At 42.8% G+C, this 25,938-nt stretch carries 24 protein-coding genes and 1 riboswitch; of the genes, 22 read left to right on the forward strand and 2 right to left on the reverse strand.

Annotation, left to right across the window (positions count from 1 at the left end):
* Positions 1 to 50: 50 nt before the first annotated feature.
* From aroG to ACJAZP_RS00255, 3 genes are all read left to right on the forward strand, one after another.
* Positions 51 to 1,103, forward strand: coding sequence for a 3-deoxy-7-phosphoheptulonate synthase AroG (aroG, locus tag ACJAZP_RS00245; RefSeq protein ID WP_415229013.1), 1,053 nt, complete (start codon positions 51 to 53; stop codon positions 1,101 to 1,103).
* 78 nt (positions 1,104 to 1,181) lie between these two features.
* Positions 1,182 to 2,600 carry a cobyric acid synthase gene (locus tag ACJAZP_RS00250; protein ID WP_415228718.1) on the forward strand — a complete coding sequence of 473 codons (1,419 nt, stop codon included), beginning with the start codon at positions 1,182 to 1,184 and terminating at the stop codon, positions 2,598 to 2,600.
* 134 nt (positions 2,601 to 2,734) lie between these two features.
* The gene (locus ACJAZP_RS00255) at positions 2,735 to 3,466 is read left to right on the forward strand and encodes a carbonic anhydrase (RefSeq protein ID WP_415228719.1); all 732 of its coding nucleotides are present in this window, start codon (positions 2,735 to 2,737) and stop codon (positions 3,464 to 3,466) included.
* A gap of 52 nt (positions 3,467 to 3,518) precedes the next feature.
* On the opposite strand, the gene pdxH is transcribed toward ACJAZP_RS00255, so the two are convergent.
* Positions 3,519 to 4,172 carry a pyridoxamine 5'-phosphate oxidase gene (gene pdxH, locus ACJAZP_RS00260; protein ID WP_415228720.1) on the reverse strand — a complete coding sequence of 218 codons (654 nt, stop codon included), beginning with the start codon at positions 4,170 to 4,172 and terminating at the stop codon, positions 3,519 to 3,521.
* Positions 4,173 to 4,284: 112 nt separating this feature from the next.
* Here pdxH and ACJAZP_RS00265 point away from each other — a divergent pair, with 112 nt between their 5' ends.
* The 8 genes from ACJAZP_RS00265 (at position 4,285) to ACJAZP_RS00300 (ending at position 10,674) form a co-directional block, all read left to right on the forward strand.
* On the forward strand, positions 4,285 to 4,872 hold the full coding sequence (locus tag ACJAZP_RS00265; RefSeq protein ID WP_415228721.1) for an elongation factor P hydroxylase: 588 nt from the start codon (positions 4,285 to 4,287) through the stop codon (positions 4,870 to 4,872).
* Positions 4,865 to 5,266, forward strand: a complete 402-nt coding sequence (locus ACJAZP_RS00270; RefSeq protein ID WP_415228722.1) for a thioesterase family protein — start codon at positions 4,865 to 4,867, stop codon at positions 5,264 to 5,266. The genes ACJAZP_RS00265 and ACJAZP_RS00270 overlap by 8 nt, the downstream gene beginning before the upstream one ends.
* A 179-nt stretch (positions 5,267 to 5,445) precedes the next feature.
* Positions 5,446 to 6,984, forward strand: coding sequence for a malate dehydrogenase (quinone) (gene mqo, locus ACJAZP_RS00275; RefSeq protein ID WP_415228723.1), 1,539 nt, complete (start codon positions 5,446 to 5,448; stop codon positions 6,982 to 6,984).
* A gap of 280 nt (positions 6,985 to 7,264) precedes the next feature.
* Positions 7,265 to 7,813 carry a hypothetical protein gene (locus ACJAZP_RS00280; protein WP_415228724.1) on the forward strand — a complete coding sequence of 183 codons (549 nt, stop codon included), beginning with the start codon at positions 7,265 to 7,267 and terminating at the stop codon, positions 7,811 to 7,813.
* Between the two features lie 231 nt (positions 7,814 to 8,044).
* Complete coding sequence (locus tag ACJAZP_RS00285) at positions 8,045 to 8,221, forward strand: hypothetical protein (protein WP_415228725.1); 177 nt, start codon at positions 8,045 to 8,047, stop codon at positions 8,219 to 8,221.
* 352 nt (positions 8,222 to 8,573) lie between these two features.
* Positions 8,574 to 9,026, forward strand: coding sequence for a GAF domain-containing protein (locus ACJAZP_RS00290; protein ID WP_415228726.1), 453 nt, complete (start codon positions 8,574 to 8,576; stop codon positions 9,024 to 9,026).
* A 183-nt stretch (positions 9,027 to 9,209) separates the two neighbouring features.
* A complete protein-coding gene (gene udk, locus ACJAZP_RS00295; protein WP_415229014.1) occupies positions 9,210 to 9,848 on the forward strand; it encodes a uridine kinase in 639 nt (212 codons plus the stop codon).
* Positions 9,849 to 9,966: 118 nt separating this feature from the next.
* Complete coding sequence (locus tag ACJAZP_RS00300) at positions 9,967 to 10,674, forward strand: DUF3581 domain-containing protein (protein WP_415228727.1); 708 nt, start codon at positions 9,967 to 9,969, stop codon at positions 10,672 to 10,674.
* 95 nt (positions 10,675 to 10,769) lie between these two features.
* On the opposite strand, the gene fabR is transcribed toward ACJAZP_RS00300, so the two are convergent.
* On the reverse strand, positions 10,770 to 11,372 hold the full coding sequence (fabR, locus tag ACJAZP_RS00305) for an HTH-type transcriptional repressor FabR (protein WP_415228728.1): 603 nt from the start codon (positions 11,370 to 11,372) through the stop codon (positions 10,770 to 10,772).
* Between the two features lie 194 nt (positions 11,373 to 11,566).
* Between fabR and ACJAZP_RS00310 the strand changes: the two genes are divergently transcribed.
* The 11 genes from ACJAZP_RS00310 (at position 11,567) to atzF (ending at position 25,776) form a co-directional block, all read left to right on the forward strand.
* Positions 11,567 to 12,685, forward strand: coding sequence for an acyl-CoA desaturase (locus tag ACJAZP_RS00310; RefSeq protein WP_415228729.1), 1,119 nt, complete (start codon positions 11,567 to 11,569; stop codon positions 12,683 to 12,685).
* Between the two features lie 150 nt (positions 12,686 to 12,835).
* Positions 12,836 to 13,402 carry a tetratricopeptide repeat protein gene (locus ACJAZP_RS00315; protein WP_415228730.1) on the forward strand — a complete coding sequence of 189 codons (567 nt, stop codon included), beginning with the start codon at positions 12,836 to 12,838 and terminating at the stop codon, positions 13,400 to 13,402.
* Between the two features lie 312 nt (positions 13,403 to 13,714).
* Complete coding sequence (locus tag ACJAZP_RS00320) at positions 13,715 to 13,987, forward strand: hypothetical protein (protein ID WP_415228731.1); 273 nt, start codon at positions 13,715 to 13,717, stop codon at positions 13,985 to 13,987.
* A gap of 158 nt (positions 13,988 to 14,145) precedes the next feature.
* The gene (amrS, locus tag ACJAZP_RS00325; protein ID WP_415228732.1) at positions 14,146 to 15,225 is read left to right on the forward strand and encodes an AmmeMemoRadiSam system radical SAM enzyme; all 1,080 of its coding nucleotides are present in this window, start codon (positions 14,146 to 14,148) and stop codon (positions 15,223 to 15,225) included.
* A gap of 552 nt (positions 15,226 to 15,777) precedes the next feature.
* Positions 15,778 to 15,873, forward strand: a riboswitch (guanidine-I (ykkC/yxkD leader).
* Positions 15,874 to 15,922: 49 nt separating this feature from the next.
* Positions 15,923 to 17,011, forward strand: coding sequence for a putative urea ABC transporter substrate-binding protein (locus ACJAZP_RS00330; protein WP_415228733.1), 1,089 nt, complete (start codon positions 15,923 to 15,925; stop codon positions 17,009 to 17,011).
* A gap of 10 nt (positions 17,012 to 17,021) precedes the next feature.
* The gene (locus ACJAZP_RS00335; protein ID WP_415228734.1) at positions 17,022 to 17,843 is read left to right on the forward strand and encodes an ABC transporter permease; all 822 of its coding nucleotides are present in this window, start codon (positions 17,022 to 17,024) and stop codon (positions 17,841 to 17,843) included.
* Positions 17,843 to 18,625, forward strand: a complete 783-nt coding sequence (locus ACJAZP_RS00340) for an ABC transporter ATP-binding protein (protein WP_415228735.1) — start codon at positions 17,843 to 17,845, stop codon at positions 18,623 to 18,625. The genes ACJAZP_RS00335 and ACJAZP_RS00340 overlap by 1 nt, the downstream gene beginning before the upstream one ends.
* A 171-nt stretch (positions 18,626 to 18,796) precedes the next feature.
* Entirely contained in the window at positions 18,797 to 19,570 is a 774-nt protein-coding gene (locus ACJAZP_RS00345) for an urea amidolyase associated protein UAAP1 (RefSeq protein WP_415228736.1), read from the forward strand.
* A complete protein-coding gene (locus ACJAZP_RS00350; protein ID WP_415228737.1) occupies positions 19,567 to 20,211 on the forward strand; it encodes an urea amidolyase associated protein UAAP2 in 645 nt (214 codons plus the stop codon). Before ACJAZP_RS00345 ends, ACJAZP_RS00350 begins: the two co-directional genes overlap by 4 nt.
* 112 nt (positions 20,212 to 20,323) lie before the next feature.
* Positions 20,324 to 23,938: an urea carboxylase gene (gene uca, locus ACJAZP_RS00355; protein WP_415228738.1), complete on the forward strand. Its 3,615-nt coding sequence runs from the start codon at positions 20,324 to 20,326 to the stop codon at positions 23,936 to 23,938.
* Positions 23,938 to 25,776 carry an allophanate hydrolase gene (gene atzF, locus ACJAZP_RS00360; protein WP_415228739.1) on the forward strand — a complete coding sequence of 613 codons (1,839 nt, stop codon included), beginning with the start codon at positions 23,938 to 23,940 and terminating at the stop codon, positions 25,774 to 25,776. Before uca ends, atzF begins: the two co-directional genes overlap by 1 nt.
* The last annotated feature ends 162 nt before the right edge of the window (positions 25,777 to 25,938 follow it).

A 25,938-nucleotide genomic window follows, 5' to 3' on the forward strand; every position in this document is an offset into this window, starting at 1 on the left:
GATAGAAAAATACAATTAACTTTAAGCACAGAAAGTGCGATATGGGAACTTTGATGATTAATACCGATGATATAAATATTAAGGCTATAAAAGAGCTATTACCACCTATTGCATTATTAGAAAAATTTCCGATAACAGCAACCATCAGCAAAACCGTTGCTGATTCACGCCACGCAATTCATAACATTTTAACTGATCATGATGATCGCGTTTTAGTGATTATCGGTCCATGTTCAATTCATGATACTAAAGCTGCCCTTGAATACGCTAATAAATTGGCGCCACTGCGTGAAAAATATAAAGACTCATTAGAAATTGTGATGCGTGTTTATTTTGAGAAACCGCGTACTACGGTCGGCTGGAAAGGGCTGATTAATGATCCGGAATTAAACGGCACCTTCAATATTAATAAAGGATTACGCACAGCACGTAAATTGTTATTGAATATTAACAAATTGGGCGTGCCTGCTGCGACTGAATTTTTAGATATGATAACCCCACAATATGTTGCCGATTTAATGACTTGGGGCGCAATTGGAGCACGTACTACTGAATCACAAGTTCACCGGGAATTAGCATCTGGCCTTTCTTGTCCGGTGGGATTCAAAAATGGCACAGACGGTACAATCAAAGTCGCCGTTGACGCTATCGGTGCGGCTAATGCCTCGCATCATTTCCTGTCGGTCAACAAGTTTGGTCACAGTGCGATAGTACAAACTAAAGGTAATCCTGATTGCCATCTTATTTTACGTGGTGGTAAAAAGCCAAATTACAGTGCACAGGATGTTGCTGCGATTAAATCAAATCTGCAAAAATCAGGTTTAGCACAAAAAATAATGATCGATTTCAGCCACGCAAATTCAGAGAAAAAGTTCGAAAATCAAATGAACGTTTGCACTAACGTTTGTGAACAGATTGCAGCGGGCGATAAAGCCATTGCCGGTGTGATGGTTGAAAGTCATCTTGTAGAAGGTCGTCAAGACTTAATCGAGGGTGTCTGTGGAACATACGGTCAAAGTATCACCGATGCTTGTATCGGTTGGGCAGACACAGAAACACTATTAGCAGAGCTTGCCGAGGCTGTGATCATTCGTCGTGGTTAACAGCATCTGGCGTTAGACTTCATTAAGCACTGTTTAAGCAGTGCTTTTTTTTATTCAAAATTTATTTATTAGCCCGATATGACGACTAAAAAGCAACAAGTCCTTAATAAAAAAAGACCTATTATGATTTTGGGTTGTACCAGTGATGCCGGAAAATCCTTAATAGTTACCGCAATTTGCCGATTGCTTGCTAATCGCGGGGTAAAGGTTGCGCCTTTTAAAGCGCAGAATATGAGTAACAATGCGGCCATTACGGAAGACGGCTTAGAGATAGGCCGTGCGCAATATCTGCAGGCACTGGCGGCGAAGGCGACCCCCAGCGTATTAATGAATCCGGTTTTATTAAAACCCAGTGCAGAAACCTTCAGTCAGGTCATTGTTAACGGAGTGGTGAATAATGAAGTCAGCCGGTTACCCTGGATGGATCGTAAATCTCTGCTCTGGAAAGAGGTCCAATATGCACTGCAGAGATTACAGGATGACTATGAACAGGTAATTATTGAAGGGGCAGGCAGTCCCGCTGAAATTAATCTTCGCGCGGGAGATATTGTCAATATGTCCGTTGCCCTTGAATGCCAGGCAGATGTTTATTTGGTCTCGGATATTGACCGTGGCGGATCCTTTGCGCATCTGCTGGGGACCTGGGCATGTTTAGCGCCCGAGGAACAGAAGTTAATTAAAGGGTTTGTGCTTAACAAGTTTCGGGGAGATCCGCTTTTACTGGGTAATGCAATGGACTGGTTAGAAGAAAAAACCGGCATCCCTACGGTGGCAAATTTACCCTATTACCGTCACCAACTGCCCGAAGAGGATAGTTTCAGGCTAGGCAGCCAATGGCAACGCGGTAAAATCAATGTTGCGCTTATTTATTACCCTTACGCTTCTAATCTGGATGAGTTTGATCCGCTCTTATACCAGGATGACGTTAATCTGGTTCCCGTTCATCAAAATATCGACTTAACCCGGTTTGATGCATTGATTTTACCGGGCAGCAAAAACAGTGGTGTCAGTTTAAGCTTTTTAAGCAGCACCGGGCTCGATAAACAAATTCAGCAGTTTCAGAGAACCGGAAAATTGATTCTGGGAATTTGTGGCGGCCTGCAGATTCTTGGAAAAACTATTTTAGATCCTTTCCATATTGAAGATGGTGACAAGCAAGGTTTGGCTTTAATCGATTTGCACACTGAGATTTGCGACGATAAATCGACCCGACAAACAACTATTAATTGGCTCGGAAATAGCATTAAAGGTTATGAAATACACCACGGTAAAACCATCCGCGATGCAGCACTTGAGCATTTTATAGCGGCTGATAGCGGCTGGCAGCAAGGTAACGTTTATACTACTTATGTTCATGGTTTGTTTGAGAATAAAGTTTTTTATAACTGGTTTATGAAACACCTTGGCGGACTCGAAAATGGTTTTGAATGGGCAGATCATCTTGATAATGAACTGGATAAATTAGCGGAAATGTTTGCCGAACACGGATGGTTATAATTTTTTTTGTAAAAAGGGTTTTGAATCAAAACTTTATTGATCTGCTTCAGCGCACTCAATGATAAAAGCTGATTAAATCTTTTCTTTTACGGTCACTAGGACCGCCTCATATTTTTAACCTCATGAGATATTTTATGAAAAAATCAATTTTATTTTCTTGTTTACTTATTAGTTCTGCCTCAGCCTTTGCCTCTACTGATGCCCACTGGGGATATTCCGGTGAGCACGGTCCAGATCATTGGGCTAAACTCAGTCCTGACAATTTTTCCTGTAGCGCATCAAATCAATCACCGGTTAACCTAACGGGGTTTATTGAAGCGGACCTTACGCCGATCAAATTTAATTATAAGGCAGGGGGGAACGAAATTGTAAATAATGGTCATACCGTGCAAATTAATTATCAATCGGGCAGTAGCATCAATATTGATGGTCGCGAGTTTGACTTATTACAGGTGCATTTTCATGCGCCGAGTGAAAACCAGATTGATGGAAAATCCTACCCTCTAGAAGCGCATTTGGTGCATGCAGATAAAGCCGGAAACCTGGTTGTTGTCGCGGTCATGTTTGAAGAAAAAGCTGAAAACGCAACCTTGGCTGACGCATGGCAGCAGATGCCCGAGCATGCCGGGGATAAGTATTCACTAAACAAACCCTTTAACATTGATGGTATTTTACCTACCAACCGGGATTATTACCGTTTTAATGGATCCTTAACCACACCACCATGCTCTGAAGGTGTGCGCTGGTTAGTTTTAAAAGAGAGTGTTGCGGTGTCTGCCAAGCAAGTTAAGGCATTTTCAAGTGCCTTAACCGGACCCAACAACCGTCCTGTTCAAGCGACCAATGCGCGCCTTATTTTAAAATAATATGGCAGATATGGGAAAAGGCTTTCGGTTTTCGGCCGTCAGCCTTCGGGGTTTAGGGGTTTAAACGTTTCACAGTCCAATTTTTATCCAGTGGTTGATAAACAAATCTGTCGTGTAAACGATCCGCCTTGCCCTGCCAAAACTCGATGTTGTCAGGGATAACCCGATAACCCCCCCAAAATTCCGGTAACGGGATCTCTTTTCCGGCAAATTTTTCCTCAAAATACTTTACTCTTTGCACTAAGCTTTCTCGATCATCTAGTTCCTGACTTTGATGTGAAGCCCAGGCACCAATACGACTGCCGCGGCCACGACTTTGGAAATAAGCATTTGATTGCTCAAAGCTGATGCGCTCAATTCTTCCCTCAATACGGACTTGACGCTGCAGTATATTCCAGTGAAACAACAGTGCGGCAAAGGGATTAGTCTCTAACTCATGGGCTTTACGGCTGTCATAATTGGTGAAAAAGACAAAACCTTTGGAATCGACCTCTTTGAGTAAGACCATGCGCGAAGAGGGGCGTCCTTCTGCAGTGCAAGTTGAGATAGACATAGATTCAGGCAGAACAATACCCGTATCTTGCGCTTGTTTTAACCAGCTATTAAAAAATGAGATGGGATCCTTCGTTGTTTTTAATGCTTCATTTTCGATTAATACACCTTGACCCAGAGTGAAAGCACAACGAATTTTACTGATAAGTGACATAATATCTTCTTAATTAAATTGGAATTTAAAGGGTATACCCGAGCTGCCTCCTGAGTGTATAATTTGTTGCAAATTTTGTCGAATAATTCAACCCATATCATTGAGAACTTCTGTGCCAGTTTCATTTAATTATCAAGACCTAATCACTGTCTTTAATCACACTTTTAGTGAACCCTATAATACCGTTTTAATAGCAGGTGAAGATGAGCCTGTTTATTTACCCGCAGACTCTCAAAATAGTCAGCATCGAATAATCTTTGCACATGGTTTTTACGCCAGTGCATTACATGAGCTGGCGCACTGGTTAGTGGCAGGTGAACAGCGCAGGTTATTGATTGATTTTGGTTACTGGTATGAACCCGATGGCCGTGATGCGTTACAGCAAGCCGAATTTGAAAAAGTTGAGATAACACCGCAGGCAATAGAATGGGCATTGGCTGCAAGTTGTGGTTTTAAATTTGACGTCAGTGTGGATAATCTCAGTGGTATCAGCATTGACCGATTGGGTTTTAAACATAAAGTGCACGAAAAGGTGATGCATTATTTACAAAATGGATTTTCCGAGCGGACTCTGTTGCTTATTAATGCCTGTCGGGATTTCTATCACCGCCCGGTATTATCACCTCAATTATTTGATTATCAGGAGATGTCTGCCCTTGGTCCTGCAGATATAAACGTTTTGGAAGCTCTTAATGAATAAAACTTACCATCATCCAGTGCAGATTTATTACGAAGATACCGACCATTCCGGGGTCGTTTATCATCCTAATTTTCTTAAGTATTTTGAACGGGCGCGGGAGCACGTGATTGGTAGCAATCTGCTGGATAAATTGTGGCGTGAAAATGGGCTTGGTTTTGCGGTGTATAAAGCGAATATGATCTTTCAAGATGGGGTTGAGTTTGCTGAAATTTGCGACATTCGCACCACCTGCCAACTTGACGGCAAGTATAAAACCTTATGGCGACAAGAGGTATGGCGACCTGGCGCGACAAAAGCGGCGGTTATTGGTGATATTGAAATGGTTTGTCTGGATAAGCATAAACGCTTACAACCTTTGCCGGAAAGTATCTTGAGCATGCTGCTGGGGGAGTAATAGCAGAGACCATTTTTGTTGTTTTAACTCCCTAAGCTGTTTTGTGGTCAACGCGCCGTACAATATTACTTAACCAAGACAATACAATCTTTTAAGATTCCTCAACATGTTATGGACACATAGGTATTATTTCCATAACATGTGGTTAACATATCAGCAATATTTGAAACTAAAAAATTATGATTAATGAAAATAATGAAAATAATGAAAATAATGAAAATACAGAAAATGAAAAAGATGTAGATATACTGTTGGTAGGGTCGGGTATTATGAGCGCGACCTTAGGCATTTTATTAAAACAGTTAGACCCTGCACTGAAAATAGCCATGATCGAGCGTCTGCCTGATGTGGCAACCGAAAGTAGTGATGGTTGGAATAATGCAGGGACAGGGCACGCGGCTTACTGTGAACTGAATTATACACCGGAAATGAAAGATGGCAGCATTGATACCAAAAAAGCATTTTTTATCAATACCGCTTTTGAAGAATCGCTACAGTTTTGGTCTTATTTAGTCGATAAAAAAATCTTACCCAGCCCGACACATTTTATTAATCAAGCTCCTCATCATAGTTTTGTGAGCGGTGATAAGGACGTTGAGTTCCTGCGTAAACGTTACCAAACATTAAGTGCGCACCCGCTATTTTCTGCGATGCAATACAGTGAAGATCCGGACGTTTTGAAAAAATGGATGCCATTAATGATGCAGGACAGAGCGCCTGATAAAAAGGTTGCCGGTACGAGAGTACGTTACGGCTCCGATGTCAATTTTGGTGCGTTAACTCGGGATATACTGACCGGACTGCAGGATATGGGTGATTTTGAACTGCTTGTACAGCACTGTGTTACCCATATTGATAAACAAGATGATAATCGCTGGAAAGTGCGGGCTAAAAATAAAACCGGTGGGGCGCATCGTTACTTTAATGCACGATTTGTTTTTCTTGGTGCCGGAGGTGGTTCTTTACCGCTGCTACAGGCATCCGGCATTCCTGAGGGCAACGGTTATGGTGGTTTCCCTATCAGTGGCCAGTGGTTGGTCTGTACTGTGCCTGAAGTGGTTGAAAAGCATCATGCCAAGGTTTATGGAAAATCACCGGTCGGTGCGCCACCCATGTCAGTACCTCATTTGGATACGCGTATTATCGATGGTAAGAAGGCCTTGTTATTTGGCCCCTTTGCCGGATTTACTACCAAGTTTCTTAAAAAGGGATCTTTCTGGGATCTGCCGACTTCTGTCAATCTATCAAATCTGTTCCCTATGCTGTCGGTAGGTTTACACGGTTTTGATTTACTCCGTTATCTTATTTCTGAAGTCTTACAAACACACAAATCCAGAGTAAAAGCGTTACAACAATTTTATCCCGATGCAAAACCCGCCGATTGGTTTTTGTCGATGGCGGGTCAGCGTGTGCAGATAATTAAAAGAGGCACTGAGCGCGCAGGGAAACTCGAATTTGGCACTGAAGTTATTCATGCCGATGATGGCTCGCTGGTGGCTTTATTAGGTGCATCACCCGGTGCATCAACGGCAGTGCATACGATGTTGAACATTATTGAAGAGTGCTTTCCCGAGGAGATAAAAACCGCTGCATGGCAACAACGAATGAAAAAAATGATCCCATCCTATGGTCAATCCCTACTTGAGAATGCTGATTTGCTGGCCGAGGTGAGAAAGCATACCCTGACCAGTCTGGAGTTGGATACTTTACCGCTATAAAAACTAAACGCATTATACGTAAGTGCTGTGTTTAGTACGTAGTTTAATACGTGTTTATACGTAGTTTATTGCTGTGTTTAGTACATAGTTTAATGCGTTGTTTAATAGGTTATCGTCCCTCTTATTTCGCTTAATAAATGCCTAAAAGGCAGTGGGGGTGATGACGCTATAGAGCAGTGCTTGACGTGAGCCTGAGCTGTGAATAAGATGGATAAAAATGCGACGTCGTCGCAACTAATAAACAGCTTCAGCCATGTAAAAATAACCGAAAGTGAAAGTGATGAAAAAAGATAAAGTTCTCACCCCAACCAAACAGATGCAAAAAGATGTCAGAACCGGTGGCAGTAAACACCAAGCATTTTCCCGATATCTGTCTGCTGGTGGACAGCCTGAGCCCGGCTCAATGGCATTAGCAATGATTCCCGATAAAGCGACCGTTGAGCAATATGGCTGGATGAATATATTAATTTTGCTTATGTATTGGCTGCCGATCGGTTCTTTATATGCCGCCGGCGCGTTTATGCAGGGAAACTTCTATTTGGGGCACTTATTGGTGCCGATGATAGTGACCTATTTTTTATTAAGGAAGAGTGCTGTCAGTTACTATTTCTTTATCTATCTCAGTGCCAAACCCATCTACGAGGCTTTTAATACAAATACCGATAATAACTTGTTTTTGTCATTTGTAACTGTCTATTGCTCAATATTGATTGTTCTCACTATTAAAACCAAATTAAGACTATTTCCCTATCAGAGTTTTTTTCAGCAGAAGAAAAAATCCGACGGAACCTTTGTTTTCACCGCGGAGCCGAAAGAGGGAACAAAGTAGCGATTACATCTGTTATATATGACCGATGGCGGGCATGGCAGCAGTTATCATTGCCTGCATAAAAAGTCATTGTATATAAATATATCTGCCGGTAAAAAGCACCGTTTTAAGGTTTTTGATGTCACCTTTCCGTAAAGTAATTATCATAAAGAAATCGTATTTAGCTTATTGTTTGACAATTCTGAACTAGAATTATAAGCAGGTATCAGATAATAGGAAAAGGAGGACGTTATGCACTTTCACAATGCTGCCGGTCAGGTGATGAGGCTTGCTGATAATTTAACATTAAAAGAACTATACAATATGGGTATTGAGCTTACCATTTCAGAAAAAGTTGATCCCAACCACGAACTTTGGTTGTCAGATGAGGAGATAGATGAACTTGAGACTGTAAAAAAAGATGCTTAATCTCTTCTGCAGTTAAATCCTCCGTTTACTACCGGAGGATTTTTTTTTGCAGATTTTAACCTTCAATATTAATCTTGTTAATATTCATCTCAAAGGGCAACTATTTGCAACAGCAAGTCGCTCGTGTATTATCGCAATAATCATCGCTAAATGCTCTGCTGTTGCACCTGAAAATAATGCGGTTTTCATTTTTTTAACCCGCAACGATTAATCAGATAGTTATGCATATAGTTATGCAGATTGTATCAATACCATAGTAGCAATCTTATTTTTTAAACGAACCCTATAAAAAACTTATTTCCAGTTTTTTTCTGGAAATAATCATTCAATCGCGAATCCATAAAGAGCAAATATGACATTTAAAGATTATAAATTATTAAGCGAACAAGCCGTTTCCTTAATTGCAGATGAAACGGATTTAACGGCAAATCTTGCTAATCTCAGTGCATTACTCAATATGAACTTAGATAATATTAATTGGGTCGGATTTTACTTACTCAAGGATAATCAATTAGTATTGGGTCCTTTCCAGGGACAGCCTGCCTGCATTCGCATTCCTTTAAATACAGGCGTGTGCGGTACTGCATTTTCTACCAATACAATTCAAAGAGTGGCTGATGTTGATCAATTTTCCGGGCATATTGCCTGTGATGTAAACAGCCAATCTGAAATTGTGCTGCCAATCAGTATTCAGGGCATACCTTCACTGTTATTAGACATAGATAGCCCGATTAAAAACAGATTCACACAAACCGATCAAGATGGATTAGCCTATCTGGTTGAAAAAATACAGCCGCACCTTTAGCTTTTAGCTTGTCGGCTAAGCAATCATCATATTCTTTGTGTTGTTGGTACAATAAACACACTGAAAGCGGAAAAATAATGCTGAGTTTCAATATAATTTATTCTTATCTGGTGTTGTTGTCCCTCAGGTATAAAATGTCGCCCCTGTTTGTTATTTTTATTTATTGATTTGAGGTTTATGAAGTTGAATTCAAAACATTGTGTTGTAATTGCAATCGCAGGCGCTTCTGCATCGGGTAAAAGTTTAATAGCAAATACTATTTATCGAGAGTTGTGTGAAGAGATGGGCACCGATCAAATAGGTATTATTTCCGAGGATTCCTATTATCGGGATCAAAGCCATCTCGCATTAGATGTACGCAAGTTAACTAATTATGATCATCCTAAAGCATTTGAGCATGAATTGTTGTGCTCTCATCTAAAAATGCTAAAAGATAAATGTTCCGTAAATATCCCCGTTTACAGTTATACGGAGCATACCCGGACGCTAGAATCAGTGGCCATGACCTCTAAAAAAGTGATCATTGTCGAAGGTATATTATTACTCACCGATCCAGCTTTACGTGAGCAGATCGATGTCAGCATTTTTATTGATACGCCCCTTGATGTCTGTCTTATGCGCCGTTTAGTCCGGGATATGGCCGAGCGGGAAAGAACCATGGAGTCGGTTTTATTACAATATACTAAAACAGTCCGGCCGATGTTTTTGCAGTTTATCGATCCCTCTAAACAACACGCTGATATTATTGTGCCGCGTGGAGGCAAAAACCGAATCGCAAAGGATCTTCTCAAAACAAGAATAAAGTACCTATTGGGCAAATAAATAGGCAGTGATTTAAGGTCATATCTGCTTGAAAGGTGAAACCGGCAGATATAAGTGCTTCGACTGAAATTATTGCTCCATTTTGTATTTTAACCAACCTTTATCTAAGAGAACCGTAATGTTATTAGAATCTTATTACACAAAACATGACAATATAATGCGTATTTCTGCTGAGCAAGCAAGTGACTTCGCAAAACAGCAATGCCATGATTTTAACCCGCTTCATGATCCTGATAATAAACGTTTCTGCGTACCGGGTGATTTATTATTTGCTTTGGCTTTATCTGAATATGGGATCAGTGAGTCGATGAGTTTTACTTTTACCAATATGGTTGGTGCGAACGTCGGTATCGTTTTTCCCGAAGCAACGGGTGAGCATATTATTATCACCAACGAGCAGGGAAAAAGTGTATTAGAAATTAAAAAACAGGGCAATACCAGCCATGACCCCGCGTTAATCGAATCTTTAATCAAAAACTATGTGGTTTTTTCAGGAGAAAATTTTCCTACGCTGTTGATGCCGCTAATGAAAAAGCATAATGTCATGTTCAACCCTGCTCGCCCGCTGGTTATGTACAACAGTATGAGCTTTGAGTTTGAATCTTTATCACTGAATAACCCACTCCATGTAGAGTTATCAGATTCTTACTTTGAAGTATCACCAAAACGCGCAGATAGTTTCCTTAATTTTGATATTTTTGACGGACAGCAAGTGATTGGAAAAGGCATCAAAAAGCTTATTGTTGCCGGTTTAAAACCCTATGATCATGAACTTATTAGTGCTTTTTCAATGGCTTATGAAAGCAGACGTTCTTCATTTTATTGATTGATTAAAGTACGGAAAAAATTGTAATTAATTTTTTAATTACAATTTTTTTCTCAATAGCTCTTGCCTAAAAACTCTATGTCTAAAAACTTGGATTATGAGTTCATCTCTAGTGATCCTCGAGCAATTATCTGCAACTGCAAAATGGTACGTTTGGTTAAATCATTTCGTTTGTTTTTGTCAATATCTAAGGCTTCTGCACCCGCACTAAAAACAATGATCACCGTTGCACTTGCCTGCAGGTAAGCAATTTCGGCATTTAACTTGTTAGCTTGCTGTAAATAACCACAAAGTATCATCGTAAAAGAATCTATTTCACGGCTCACGGCGGATCTAAAGGCCGCGGATGAACCGGATCTTTCCTGTAATAACAATCGAAAAATGTTGGCGTTTTGTTCAACGAACTCCATAAAAGTCAACACTGATATTTTTATGGGTGAACCGCCTTTTTTAATGCGCAGCCTGGCTTGGCTCCGTAAGTGGTCAAGCATTAAACCGGCTTCGCTGACTAGGATTAAACCAAGCTCATCCATGTCCGAAAAATGCCGATAAAAGGAGTTTGCTGAGAGTCCAGCCGCTTTTGTCACTTCCCGTAAACTTAAATTTGAAAAACTACGTTCAGCGCTCAATTGCGCTAAAGCTGCAGCAATTAACAGACGTCGGGTTTTTTGTTTTTGCTGTGCTCTAATACTGCTCATGACCAGACCTTATCTATCCTTAGCGCATTCCAAAACCCATGGGCATTTCAAGTTTAGGGCAAGATGCAGAGGTTAATGTTAAAGAGATGTAAAAAATATGCTGTATATATGAGCAATATGTTATTATAGCTTTAAAGTGTACAAGTGTACGCTGAATATTTTCTTTTACCTATATTTGCCGAGTGGGAGGCGAAATGAATAAACCCCGTATTCTTTGGCTTAATGTTTTGTTCTTTTTAAGTACATTCTTAGTCGCCGCAGTTGCCGTACCTTATCGTGCTATCACACATGGTTTTGATGCCCCCGAAATTATTTTTGCACTGTTATGTTTTATTTTCTGCGGCATGTCAATTACGGCGGGTTATCATAGATTATGGTCACACAAAACCTACCAGGCACATTGGAGTTTACGTTTTATTTTTTCCTTAGGGGGAGCATTTGCTTTACAAAACAGCATATTGCATTGGTCATCGGATCACCGTATTCATCACAAACATGTTGATAATAATGACAAAGATCCCTATTCCGCTAAAAGGGGATTTTGGTATTCGCATCTTGGCTGGATGCTGCGTGAATATCATCCAACTAGTTACGACAATTATAATAACGTTCGAGATTTGCAAAAAGACCCCATTATAATGTGGCAGCATAAATATTATTTGCTGTTAACGCTGCTGCTAAATATCGGCATCCCGTTAGTTTTTGGTTTTTGGAATGGTGATATCATTAACAGCTTCTTATTAGTGGGTTTTTTACGTTTAGTATTAAGCCACCATACCACTTTCTTTATCAATTCATTAGCCCATGTCTGGGGCACCCAAACCTATACCGATAAAAATACCGCAAGGGACAATGGTTATTTGGCTTTTCTTACCTTTGGTGAGGGCTACCATAACTTCCATCATCTTTTTGAAAATGATTATCGTAATGGTATTCGCTGGTGGCAGTTTGATCCGACCAAGTGGCTGATAAAAAGTTGCGAATATTTAAAACTGACCAGCAAATTACGTGTCAGTCCTGAAGATCGCATGGCAAAAGCTAAATTAGCTATGACCTTAAAACGCAGTCAGCAAAAATTAGCCGCTTACCCCGATACGGATAAAATGCGTGAACGTTTACAATCTGAATATGACCTGCTTATTATTAAAATAAATGCCTATTATGCCGTCCATAAAAAATTAGTTTCAGATACCAAAAAGCAGCTTGTTAATGATGTTGAGAATTCAGAGCTAATGCAAAACTATCTGGAATTAAAGCACTCTTTAGCGGAGCAACAACGCAGTTGGAAATCATTAACCGCAAAACTTGTCTAATCACTTCGGAATGACGACTATCTTGTTGTTGCAGTAACAATAATCCTGTCCCGATCAAGCCACAAATCTGTACTAAAATTAATATAAATGCTTGAGCAGATTGCTCGGGCAGTTTTATTTTTTATTAGGAAGAGGCTAAGGGGACAAGTAATGCATAAGCATATTTTTTTTGTGCTGCTTTGTATCTGCATTTCCTCTGCTGAATGCGGAACAACACTTCAAGAGCAGGTAAAAAGCTATACCCTCTCTGCAGAACGGGGCGATGCCGCCGCACAACACAATCTTGGGGTCATGTACATGACCGGTGATGGTGTGCCGCAAAGCTATAAGCAGGCCTTCAAGTGGTTTAAGAAAGCCGCCGAACAGGGGCTTGCCAGTGCTCAAGTCAATCTTGGCAGTCTCTATCAGAGTGGCCTCGGTGTCCAGCAAAATAATAAAACAGCCTTTAGTTGGTATCAAAAAGCCGCGCGGCAGGGGCATGCTTCTGGACAAAATAATCTTGCACTTATGTATATGCTCGGTCTTGGTGTGAAGCATAATCCAACCGAGGCCATTGAGTGGTGGCATAAAGCGGCACAGCAAGGGCATGTCAATGCACAAATCAGTCTTGCTACTATCTATGAGCTTGGTTTGAGTGTCCCTAAAAATAGTAATGAAGCCATCAAATGGTCACGTAAGGCTGCACTGCAAAAAGAGAGCAGTGCTAAAAAAAACTAAAAAGCGCGTGTTTGCTGCCAGATCACGATGGTAAAGGAAGGAGGCCGTACAATGGAGCATTGGTTGACGGAATCAAGCTCAATTTATCGCGTCAGACTTAATGGTGATGGTAACCAATTATTCAGGTGAGTTCAGGTAGTGTGCAAGCAGCATCAAGTAACCTACTCGAGTCAACACTATAATGTAAAAGTAGTTTATAAGACTCAGGTGGTAAAATGGAATATTGATTAATGGAATCAAGCTCAATTTACCTTAATGGAGATGGTAACCAATATCCGAATGGAAAAGCATCTGTTAAGTAGGGGGATCATAATGGAACATTTATGGGATCAAGCTCAATTTATCGCACCGGGTTTAATGGTGATGGTAACCAATAGCTTAGGTGATAAGTTGGGGGCTGAAGCAGTTAATATTAAGACCGGCAGAGTTGAGGTAATGTGCAGGCCGCATCAAGTCACTGTGCAGAACGATGGTGACTGTTTCTGGTTAGCATCTGGCAAAATGCCAAATATCGATATCAGTCAGGATGAAGCTGAGTTATTGACTAAGTTATTGAACATTGAAATCGGTAGTCAGGATAAATAAAGACTGTATTTTTATCAAGGTTATTGATGACTTGCCATCAGTTGACTCATCAGGAAGAGTGTCAATGAAAATGTCTGTTGTTATAAGTAACCTTTATTATAGATAGTTTTTATTGTAGTTAGCTTTTATTGGATATAACAATAAACAGGGTGATTATTATGACTAAGCAACCTATCGCATTTTTCCCTACCCGGTACTGGCATAAAGAGGGGGATTTAGTCACCTGCGACCTATGTCCTCATCATTGTCACCTGCGCGAAGGAAAACGCGGCATCTGTTACGTGCGTATGAATCATCATGGTGCAATAGTGCTGAGCAGTTACGGCCGTTCTTCGGGTTTTTGTGTCGATCCTATTGAGAAAAAACCGCTCAACCATTTTTATCCCGGTTCAAAGGTGATGTCATTTGTCACCGCAGGTTGTAACCTCTCCTGTCAATTTTGCCAAAATTGGGAGATCAGTAAATCGCGTGAGATAGATACCCTTTGTGATACCGCCATGCCCGAACAACTTGCACTGGCTGCCAAAGAGCAGGGATGTAAAAGTATCGCCTTTACTTATAACGACCCGGTGATCTTTATGGAATATGCCATTGACGTTGCCATAGCGGCCAAAGCCTTAGGACTGAAAAGTGTCGCGGTAAGTGCAGGTTATATGTGTGCTCAGCCTCGAGTTGATTTTTACGACCATATGGATGCCGCTAATATTGATTTAAAAGGCTTTACCGAAGCGTTCTATCATAAAATCTGTCACGGGCAGTTACAACCCGTATTAGAGACTCTGTTATACCTTAAACATCACACCTCGGTCTGGTTTGAAATCACCACTTTATTGATTCCCGATGAAAATGACAGCGATCAGGAGTTAAATGACATGTGTCACTGGATAGCTGAAAATCTCGGCCTCGACATACCGTTGCACTTCAGCGCCTTTCATCCTGATTTTAAAATGATCGATAAACAGCCCACACCACTGGCGACCTTATTGCGCGCCAGAAAAATAGCCTTGAGCTATGGTTTGCATCATGTGTATTGCGGCAATGTGCATGATCCCGAGTCAGACAGCACCTATTGTCCAAATTGTCAGCATCTGCTGATTGCAAGGGACTGGTATCAGCTGGGCGAATATAACCTCGACGAGTCCGGACACTGTTTGAATTGCGGGCAGCTATTGGCAGGGCGGTTCGCCGGACCCAAGGAGAGTTTTGGTCGGCGGCGTATACCTGTCAGAATAAAATGATGGTGATGTCTGTATCCAAATTATTTGAAGATGCCTCTGCAAGTCGTTTGGGTACAGAGCTTATCTTCCTTCGTTTGATCTGACATTATTTTTGTATCGCTGATTTCTCCGCTGTTTAACTCTTCCTCAGGACTTTTACTCTTCATCAATGAATAAAAAATTCAGCGGCGATATAGATGCTAATTGTTTTTCTTCAGAAAGAGACACATTAAAAAACAGCCATTATAAAACAAGTCAATTTAATCTGCCTTATTTTAAGAATACCATTGCGGTTATTCACAGCTTCCAAGCCAGTTCAAACCGTGCGAATTTATCCTCTGAAAATTTATCATTAATTTCCCCTTAAATAATAAAATAACCTTGCACAGCGCTTTTTTGTGGTGCGTTTATTTCTTTTTAAGATCCATAGTGGTGCAAAATCAGCATGGATAACATCTGATTTTATTACTTAGCCCAAGGAAATAGAGGGGTTGTAAATTCTGGCATGCATATTGCTTTATTTAAAGTTCTCGTATGAGAGATATTGGTAGATATTATTAATATCACAATTCGGTAATAGACATCTAGGGTTCCGGCTGCTTGCAGTGACTGGTCCGAGAGTTGTCGACCTTTTCTAAGGTTACACGGAGGGATAAAAGCCCGGGAGAAGATTATACCAAATCTCTCGTACTTTTAATCTGTGACCAAGGAGAATATTATGAAACTAACTACCCAACTCAGTAAGTCAATCACCAAATTACTTGCTATCAGCACATTGTGCAGCGCCTTCCTTATTACTCCCGCAACAGCCGTTGCAGAAACAAAATCAGAATTTCGTTTAGCCTGGACAATTTATGTAGGTTGGATGCCATGGGACTATGGTGCCGCTTCCGGTATTGTCAAAAAATGGGCAGACAAATACGATATCGACATTGATATTGTTCAAATTAACGATTATGTCGAGTCTATCAATCAATATACAGCGGGTGGTTTTGATGCCGCCGCAATGACTAATATGGATGCTTTAACCATTCCTGCCGCCAGTGGCGTTGATTCTACCGCATTAATCATCGGGGATTTCTCCAATGGTAATGATGGAATAGTGCTCAAAGGGACTGATAAATTGGCCGATATTGAAGGTCAAAATGTTAATTTAGTTGAATTGAGTGTGTCGCATTACCTGCTCGCGCGTGCCTTAGACACGGTTTCATTAAGTGAGCGTGATGTGCGCGTGGTTAATACCTCCGATGCCGACCTGGTCGCGGCTTTTACCACTGAAGATGTCACCGCAGTAACCACCTGGAATCCCCTGTTGAGTGAGATCACGGCAATGCCAAATACCAAAAAAGTATTTGATTCCTCTATGATCCCCGGTGAAATCATCGATCTCTTAGTGGTTAATACTGAGACCCTGCAAGATAACCCTAAGTTGGGTAAAGCATTAACCGGGGCCTGGTATGAAATTATGGCGACCATGCAGGGCAATGAAAAAGAAGCGATTAAAGCACGTACTTTGATGGCCGAAGCATCGGGTACTGATCTGGCCGGATACGATGCGCAATTAGCTTCTACAAAAATGTTCTTTGAGGCTAAAGATGCCGTTGCCTTCAATAATAGCGCTGCACTGATAAGTATTATGGGTAAAGTCGCAGAGTTCTCCTTCGCCCACGGCCTGTTGGGTCAAGGTGCCCCGGATGCAAAATTTATCGGTATTCAAACCCCCAGTGGTATTTACGGTGATAAGGCTAATATAAAATTACGTTTTGACCCTAGTTATATGCAGATGGCCACAGACGGTAAATTATAAGGTCCACACTATGCGCCTGATGAACAGTAAGCCGAGCCGCGCTATGCGGCTCACTTTAAACTTATTACCCTTTGCCATTTTGCTGGTGATTTATACGCTTGCATCGGATGCTCGCTTACTTGAAAACCCAAGTGACAAACTATTACCCGCCTGGTCCAGTTTTGCCGATGCCATCGAGCGTATGGCATTTACGCCCAGTAAACGGACCGGCGAATATTTGTTATGGGTTGACACTCTGGCAAGCTTACAGCGTTTGCTGTTAGCCGTTGGAATCAGTGCACTGATAGGTTTAATACTCGGTGTGGTCAATGGCATGTTACCGGTTATGCGCGCTACCTTTTCACCCTTAGTAACCGCCATTTCTTTGATACCGCCAATGGCCATATTGCCTGTCCTGTTTATTGTTTTTGGATTGGGAGAGTTATCTAAGGTGATGCTTATTATTATCGGTATCTGTCCGATATTAATACGTGATTTACAACAACGAACGCAATCACTGCCCGTTGAACAACTGCTTAAAGCACAAACTCTGGGCGCCAATAGCTGGCAGATAATGATCCGTGTTGTCCTTCCGCAAATATTACCGCCACTGATCAGTGCGGTACGCTTAACGCTCGGCAGCGCATGGCTTTTCTTAATTGCCGGTGAAGCGATTGCAGCAACCGAAGGCTTAGGTTATCGGATCTTTTTAATCCGTCGTTATTTGGCGATGGATGTGATTTTACCTTATGTGTTGTGGATAGCGCTTTTAGCCTTTGTGATGGATACCTTATTACGTTTGCTTTCAGCTAAGGCTTTCCCTTGGTATCACGGTAAAAGGGAGCAAGAGTGATGGATAATCCTATTATTGAAATGAAACAGGTGTGGAAAGAATATGGCGATCAAGTGGTGCTCGAAAAATTAAACCTAAGCGTTCAAGCGGGCGAATTTGTCAGTATTGTCGGTGCGTCTGGTTGCGGTAAAACAACCTTGTTAAGTATGCTCTTGGGGACCGAATCGCCAAGTCGCGGCGCATTGTTACTCGACGGCGAGCCGATGCCCGCTGAGCCCAGTGCATCACGCGGTATTGTGTTTCAAAAATACTCTGTTTTCCCGCATCTGAATGCATTGGAGAACGTCATGCTCGGGGGCGAGTTTGCTGCCTCTGTGTTGTTCGGGCGAGCCTTTGGTAAGCAACGTAAAAATCTTAAAGAAAAAGCGCTGGAGATGCTACAGGCGGTCGGCTTGAGTGATGCAGCTCAGCGTTACCCCAGTGAGCTATCCGGTGGAATGCAGCAACGTCTTGCTATTGCACAGGCGTTGATCAAACAACCCCGTATTTTACTGCTCGATGAACCCTTCGGAGCGCTGGATCCCGGCATTCGCAAGGATATGCACAGCTTGATTCGTGAGTTATGGAAAAAACGCGGCTTAACGGTATTTATGATAACCCATGATTTATCCGAAGGTTTTAGTCTCGGCTCACGAGTTTGGGTATTAGATAAACCGCGTATCGATCCGCAGCAGCCGGAACGCTATGGCGCGCAAATTGTATATGATATCGGCTTAAATACCGGGCAAAAACTACCTGAATCAATACAGAATCTATTGGATAAAACAGTTCAAGACGTTTAAGACATCACCTTAAATTCAGAGAAAAAAACACCTGAATCAATACAGAATCTATTGGATAAAACAGCCCAAGACGTTTAAGACATCACCTTAAATTCAGAGAAAAAAACACCTGAATCAATACAGAACTTATTAGATAAAACAGCTCAAGAAAAAACTGTTTAGGAGAATATTATGCAAACAACGAATCAGCCACAAGACATTGATCAAGAAAGTATTTATGAAGAAACCATTGCCGGAGCCAGTCATTGGTCAATGGTAATACCAGCCGGACAAGTCTTGTCGATCACCGATCCCCAGGGTGGGGCCAATGTGTCAATGTTATTTTATAATCCGAAAAATTTATTAGAGCGTTATAACGCACCCGATACTTTAAAATGTCAGCATACTTTTAAGTTAACCGAGGGACATTGTTTATATTCGGATATGGGGCGGATTTTTTGTTCAATTATTCGCGACGATACTCACTGGATAGACACAGTAGGCGGTCTAACCAACAAACACAAAGTAGAGAAGAAGTGGGGGACCAGAAATTATCAGAAGGATCGTAATAACTGGCTGCAAAATGGTCATGACAGTTTGCTGGTTGAAGTGGCGAAATACGGTTTAGGTAAGCGTGATTTGGCGGCCAACATTAATATTTTCAGTAAAGTTAAAAGTGATGATTTAGGCAACTTAAGTTTTGCTCCCGATCACAGCAAAGCAGGAGACAAGGTTGAACTGCGTTTTGAAATGGAGACGCTGGTGGTGCTTACGACTTGCCCGCATCCAATGAATGATGCAGCCAAGTATCCCAACCTTGGGGTGGAGCTTGAGATCAATAAAGCCGCCGCCATCACGGCAGGCGATCAATGTTTAAATTCCAGTGCAGAAAATGGTCGCGGATTTGAAAATAACCGCCGTTATTTATGTCAGCACCAGCACCAGACAGCAGGAGCGCAATTATGATTATTGAAAGTCCCCTACAAGCAGAGCAAGCCATGCGCCGCGATACCGTACTCGCGGGTGATTATTATATGCAGATAGTGAAAGCAGGACAGACACTGCGCATCCTCGATATCGAAGGCAATCAAGCAGCCGATACTTTGTTTTACAATGCCCATGATCCCAGTGAACGTTACAGTGCCATTGATACCATTCGTGAACAGGGTAATGTTTATTTAACTGCGGGTACAAAATTATTATCCAATGATGGCAATCTGATGCTCGAAATAACAGCTGATACCTGTGGTCGCCACGATACTTTAGGCGGTGCATGCTCTACCGAAAGTAATACGGTACGCTATGCCATTGAAAAAAAATGCATGCATGCCTGCCGTGACAGCTGGTTACTGGCGGTGGCAGAAAATCCGCAATTTGGCTTAAACAAGGGCGATATCACCCATAATATCAACTTCTTTATGAACGTTCCTGTCAGTGCTGAAGGCGGTCTAAGTTTTGCCGATGGTATCAGCGGCGCGGGTAAATATGTGGAATTAACCGCGGCGATGGATGTGGTTGTTTTACTGTCCAACTGTCCTCAGCTTAACAACCCTTGTAATGCCTATAACCCAACGCCCGTGGAAATGATCGTTTGGGATAAAGCTTAATACTATCTCTGTTTGAGCCGTAAATCATATCTTCAATGAGATAACGGGGACGACCCTGTTAACCACTCTCAGCACTATTTCGGGACGACCCGACCTTAATAAGGTCAATCTTATGTTTACTAAAATATTAATTGCCAATCGGGGCGCAATTGCCTGCCGCATTATCCGTACTCTATCGGCCATGGGCATTCAAAGCGTATCGGTTTACAGCCTTGCCGATGCGGATAGTTTACATGTAACCCAGGCTGATGAAGCTTATTCATTGGGTGAAGGCGGCGCAAAACAAACCTACCTTGATATAGAAAAAGTCATAAGCATCGCGAAAAAATGCGGCGCCCAAGCTATTCATCCCGGTTACGGATTTTTAAGTGAAAATGTCGATTTTGTGGCTGCCTGTGAAAAAAACGGGTTGGTTTTTTTAGGGCCGACCACGGAGCAGATGCTGCAGTTTGGTTTAAAACATCGCGCTCGAGAATTAGCCGAGCAGGCTAATGTGCCTTTATTGCCCGGCAGCGGTTTATTGGACGATTTAGACGATGCGCTACACTGCGCAGAAAAAATCGGCTATCCCGTTATGTTAAAAAGTACTGCCGGTGGTGGCGGTATTGGTATGCAGCGTTGTAATAGCGCCATTGAGCTTAGTCAGGCTTATGATTCGGTAAAAAGATTAAGTGAAAATAATTTTAGCAACAGCGCATTGTTTTTAGAGAAATTTATTGTGCGAGCGCGCCACATAGAAGTGCAAATTTTCGGTGATGGCAAAGGCCAGGCGATTGCATTAGGTGAGCGCGACTGCTCGGCGCAGCGTCGTAACCAGAAAGTAATTGAAGAAAGCCCCGCACCCAATTTAGACGCAAAATTAAGAGAAAAATTATATACAACAGCAACCCGATTAGCCGCAGCGGTTAATTATCGTAGTGCGGGCACGGTTGAATTTGTGTTTGATCAGCAGACGCAGCAATTTTACTTTCTGGAAGTGAATACCCGCCTGCAGGTTGAGCATGGCGTTACCGAGCTGGTGTATAACGTTGATCTGGTTGAGTGGATGATAAATTTAGCGGCCAATCAACTGCCTGCATTAAATGAACTGAGTAAAAATATCGTCGCCAATGGCCATGCCATCCAAGTGCGTTTATACGCCGAAGACGCCAATAAAGATTTTCAACCCAGCGCCGGACTTATCAGTCATGTTAGCTGGCCGACCAGCGTGGATCACGGTACCTTGCGCATCGATCACTGGCTGGAAAGCGGCTGTGAAGTCTCGCCCTTTTTTGATCCTATGCTCGCCAAAATAATCTGTCACAGTCAAACCCGCGAGCAAGCGCTCAGCGGCTTAAAGCAGTCTCTGGCGAGCAGTGAAATTTATGGCATAGAGACCAATAAAGATTATCTGCTGCAGTTGCTTAGCAGCGAAGTTGTCGAAGCGGGTTTACTGTTAACCCAAAGTCTTAACCAGTTTGTTTATAAGCCTTGCTCTATTGATGTACTTAGCGGCGGAACACAAACAACCATTCAAGATTATCCCGGCCGTAAAGGTTACTGGGATGTTGGTGTGCCGCCTTCAGGCCCGATGGACAGTGTCGGTTTTCGTTTGGCCAACACCTTATTAGGTAATAGTGATAAAGCTGCCGGCTTGGAAATTACCGTCAGCGGCCCGACGCTAAAATTTAATAGCGCAACGCAGATTGTTATAACCGGTGCACAGATTGAGGCAACACTCGATGATCTAAGCGTTAAAAATGGCCTGGTTATTAATGTTAATGCAGGGCAAACCTTAACCTTAGGCAATATTCAAGGTGCCGGCGCACGCTGTTATTTAGCGGTGCAGGGCGGCATTCAATGCCCTGATTATCTAGGCAGTAAATCGACCTTTACCCTGGGACAATTCGGCGGTCATGCCGGACGCGCAATCCGCACCGGAGATGTATTACCTGTTAATGCGCTCACTGAAAAACAGTTACACAGGGACAGCAGCACTGATTTTCCTGTGCAATTACCTGACATTACAGATGATTGGAGCATTCGGGTTATCTACGGCCCGCACGGCGCGCCAGACTTCTTTTGCCCGGAAGATATTGATGAGTTCTTTGCCGCAACCTGGAAAGTACATTTTAACTCTAGCCGCACCGGAGTGCGTTTAATGGGCCCTAAACCCAAATGGGCGCGTGTTGATGGCGGTGAAGCGGGATTGCATCCGTCCAATATTCACGATAATGCCTACGCTGTTGGTACTATCGATTTCACCGGCGATATGCCGGTTATTCTGGGACCCGACGGACCGAGTCTGGGCGGATTTGTCTGTCCGGTGACCATTATTAAAGCGGATTTATGGAAAGTCGGGCAGCTTAAAGCGGGGGCAACCATCCGTTTTCAGGCGGTTTCCATCCATGATGCACAGCAGCTTGAACTGCAGCAGATTAAATCCTTAGCTGCGGGGGTATTTACAGATCAGCAACTGCCGACCGAGTTGCCGGTCAGCGCAATTATCAAGAAAATTGATAAAACCGAGCATAGCGAGCAGGTGGTGTACCGCGCCTCGGGTGAAGATTATCTGCTGGTGGAATATGGCCAGCAGGTATTAGATGTTGCGCTGCGTTTCCGTGTTCATGCATTGATGCTGCGCTTACAAGACATGAAAATAGAGGGGATTGAAGAGCTTACGCCGGGCATCCGCTCCCTGCAGGTGCATTATGATAATCTGCAGTTGCCCTTAGATAAATTATTGGCATTACTTGCACAGGCCGAAGCAGAACTGGGTGACATCAGCCAGTTAACCGTCCCTTCACGGATCGTTCATATTCCCTTATCCTGGGATGATTATGCGACGCGTTTGGCGATTAAAAAATACGATGAACTGGTGCGTAAAGATGCCCCATGGTGTCCCGATAATATTGAATTTATTCGCCGGATTAATGGCCTTGACTCGGTTGAGGAAGTTAAAAAGATAGTGTTCAGTGCCAGTTATTTGGTGATGGGATTAGGCGATGTCTATTTAGGCGCGCCCGTTTCCACACCGCTCGATCCGCGCCATCGTTTAGTGACCACTAAATATAACCCGGCAAGAACCTGGACGCCTGAAAATGCGGTGGGTATTGGCGGCGCTTATTTGTGTGTGTACGGCATGGAAGGCCCGGGGGGCTATCAGTTTGTTGGCCGCACACTGCAGATGTGGAACCGTTATCGTAAAACCGCTGAATTTAGTAAACCCTGGTTATTGCGATTTTTTGACCAAATCCGTTTTTATCCGGTCAGCAGTGAAGAATTAACCCAAATTCGTCACGATTTCCCGCGCGGTGATTATCCGCTTAAAATCGAACCAACTACTTTCAGTCTGGCTGAATATCAGCAGCAGCTGATCGACGATCAAGAATCTATTATTGCTTTTAAAGAGACGCAGCAAAAATCCTTCGAAGCCGAGCGTCAGCGCTGGCAGGAAAGCGGACAGGCTAACTTTGTGGCCGATGAGATGACCCAGGTAGAAACCGATATTGCCACTCTAACGGCGCAGCAACGCGGCGTGGACAGCCATGTTGCCGGAAACATCTGGAAAGTGCTGGTTGAACCCGGTGAACATGTGATTGCCGGGCAGCCTTTATTAATACTGGAAGCGATGAAAATGGAAATCGAAGTGGTTGCTCCGGCGGCGGGGTTAGTCGAAAGAATAGTACAAAAAGAGGGGGCTCAAGTGCATGCCGGGCAGCGTTTATTGATTTTGGAGCAGGTCTAATGAAGACTCAGATGAGCGAACAACTAATGACCATCGATGCCCTGCAGCAGGCTTATCGCAGCGGTAAATTAAATGCGCAAATATTTTTAAAAGAGAAATTACAAGCGGCAAAAAATGATCTGAATAATGTCTGGTTAGCCACCATTTCCGAATCGCAACTGCAGGAAATGTTAACCAGACTGAGCACTAAATCAATGGATGAGCTGCCGCTTTATGGCGTGCCCTTTGCAATCAAGGACAATATCGATTTATCTTTACTGCCCACCACGGCGGGTTGTGCAGCTTATGCTTATCAGCCAAGCCAATCGGCGCAGGTGGTGCAGCTGTTAATGCAAGCCGGTGCTATTCCTCTGGGTAAAACAAATTTAGATCAGTTTGCCACCGGACTGGTCGGCGTGCGCAGCCCCTGGGGCGCGGTAAAAAATAGCTTTAATCCCGAGTATATCTCCGGTGGTTCAAGTTCAGGCAGTGCGGTGGCTGTCGCCAAAGGACAGGTCAGCTTTGCATTAGGGACAGATACCGCAGGCTCCGGCCGAGTACCTGCCGCCTTAAACAATATCGTCGGATTAAAAGCGACCAAAGGTCTATTAAGCTGCACCGGCGTTGTGCCCGCCTGTAAAAGCTTAGATTGTGTCACGCTCTTTGCTAATACGGTGGATGAGCTCAATCAACTGCTTGATATCAGCGCGCAGCTGGATAAAAGCGATTGTTATTCTCGCGCTAACAGCCTTGAGAATAGTGCATCTTATTATCAAGCAGAAAATAGTTTGTCAGGCTTAAAAATAGGCATGCCGGCGAGCACTCAGCTTGAGTTTTTTACTGACAGGAGCGCACAGGCTTTGTTTGAAAAAAATATCGATCTATTAAAACAGGCCGGGGCGCAGATAATTCCGATTAATTTCCAGCCTTTTTTAGAAGCCGCTAAACTGCTCTATGAAGGTCCTTGGGTAGCGGAGCGTTATGCGGGCATTGAAGATTTTTTTGATAAAGAGACAAAGCAATGTCTCCCGGTGATTGAAACTATTATCGGCGGGGCGGAAAAATATTCGGCAGTGGATACTTTTAAAGCCATTTACCGCCTGCAAGCTTATAAAATCGAATGTGATGCTATTTTAGCGCAGGTTGACTGCATATTAACGCCGACCGCGGGAACAACTTATACTATTAAACAGGTGGAAGCTGAGCCGATTAAGTTAAATTCAAATTTGGGTTATTACACCAACTTTATGAACCTGCTTGACTATGCAGCGATTGCGCTGCCGGCCGGTTTTTTGGATACAGGTTTATCCTTTGGTATCACCCTGTTCGGGCCTGCGTTTAGTGACCGATTATTGCTCAGTGCCGGTGCGCAGTTGCAGCAACTTGCAGGTTTGACTTTAGGGGCAACGGGGCAAGCGCTTCCTGTAGTTAACAAGCCCGCATCCACTGTGTCTAGCGCGGCAGCAGATCAAATAGATATCGCCGTTTGCGGCGCGCACTTATCAGGTTTTCCGCTTAATAAACAGCTTATTGATCGCGGAGGGCGCTTAGTCAAAGCCTGTAAAACATCGAATAATTATCGTCTATACGCTCTGGCCGGCGGTCCACCTTATCGTCCCGGATTAATACGCGAAATGGCGTTAGGAAAGGGCGTTGCGATCGACGTTGAAGTCTGGCGTCTACCTGCGCATTCCCTTGGCAGTTTCTTAGCAGGCATAGCACAACCTTTAGGGCTAGGGAAAGTCCAGTTAGAGGATGACACTTGGGTAACGAGTTTTATCTGTGAAGGTTATGCAATTGCTGACGCACAAGATATAAGTCAATTTGGCGGATGGTCCGCTTATATTAAATCCCAGTAATATTCATGCATGAGGTCGCCCGTTGTAATTATTAAAAATAACTGGCTATTTTTCCGTGGATTATGTCTGACAGATTGATAATCCACGGAAAGATATTATTTCAGATAGAGGCCAATTTTGTTTACATAGTTTTTTATGCACAATCATAAACGGTCAGTCCTT

The sequence above is a fragment of the Psychromonas sp. genome (assembly GCF_047632955.1).
Taxonomy (GTDB): Bacteria; Pseudomonadota; Gammaproteobacteria; order Enterobacterales; family Psychromonadaceae; genus Psychromonas.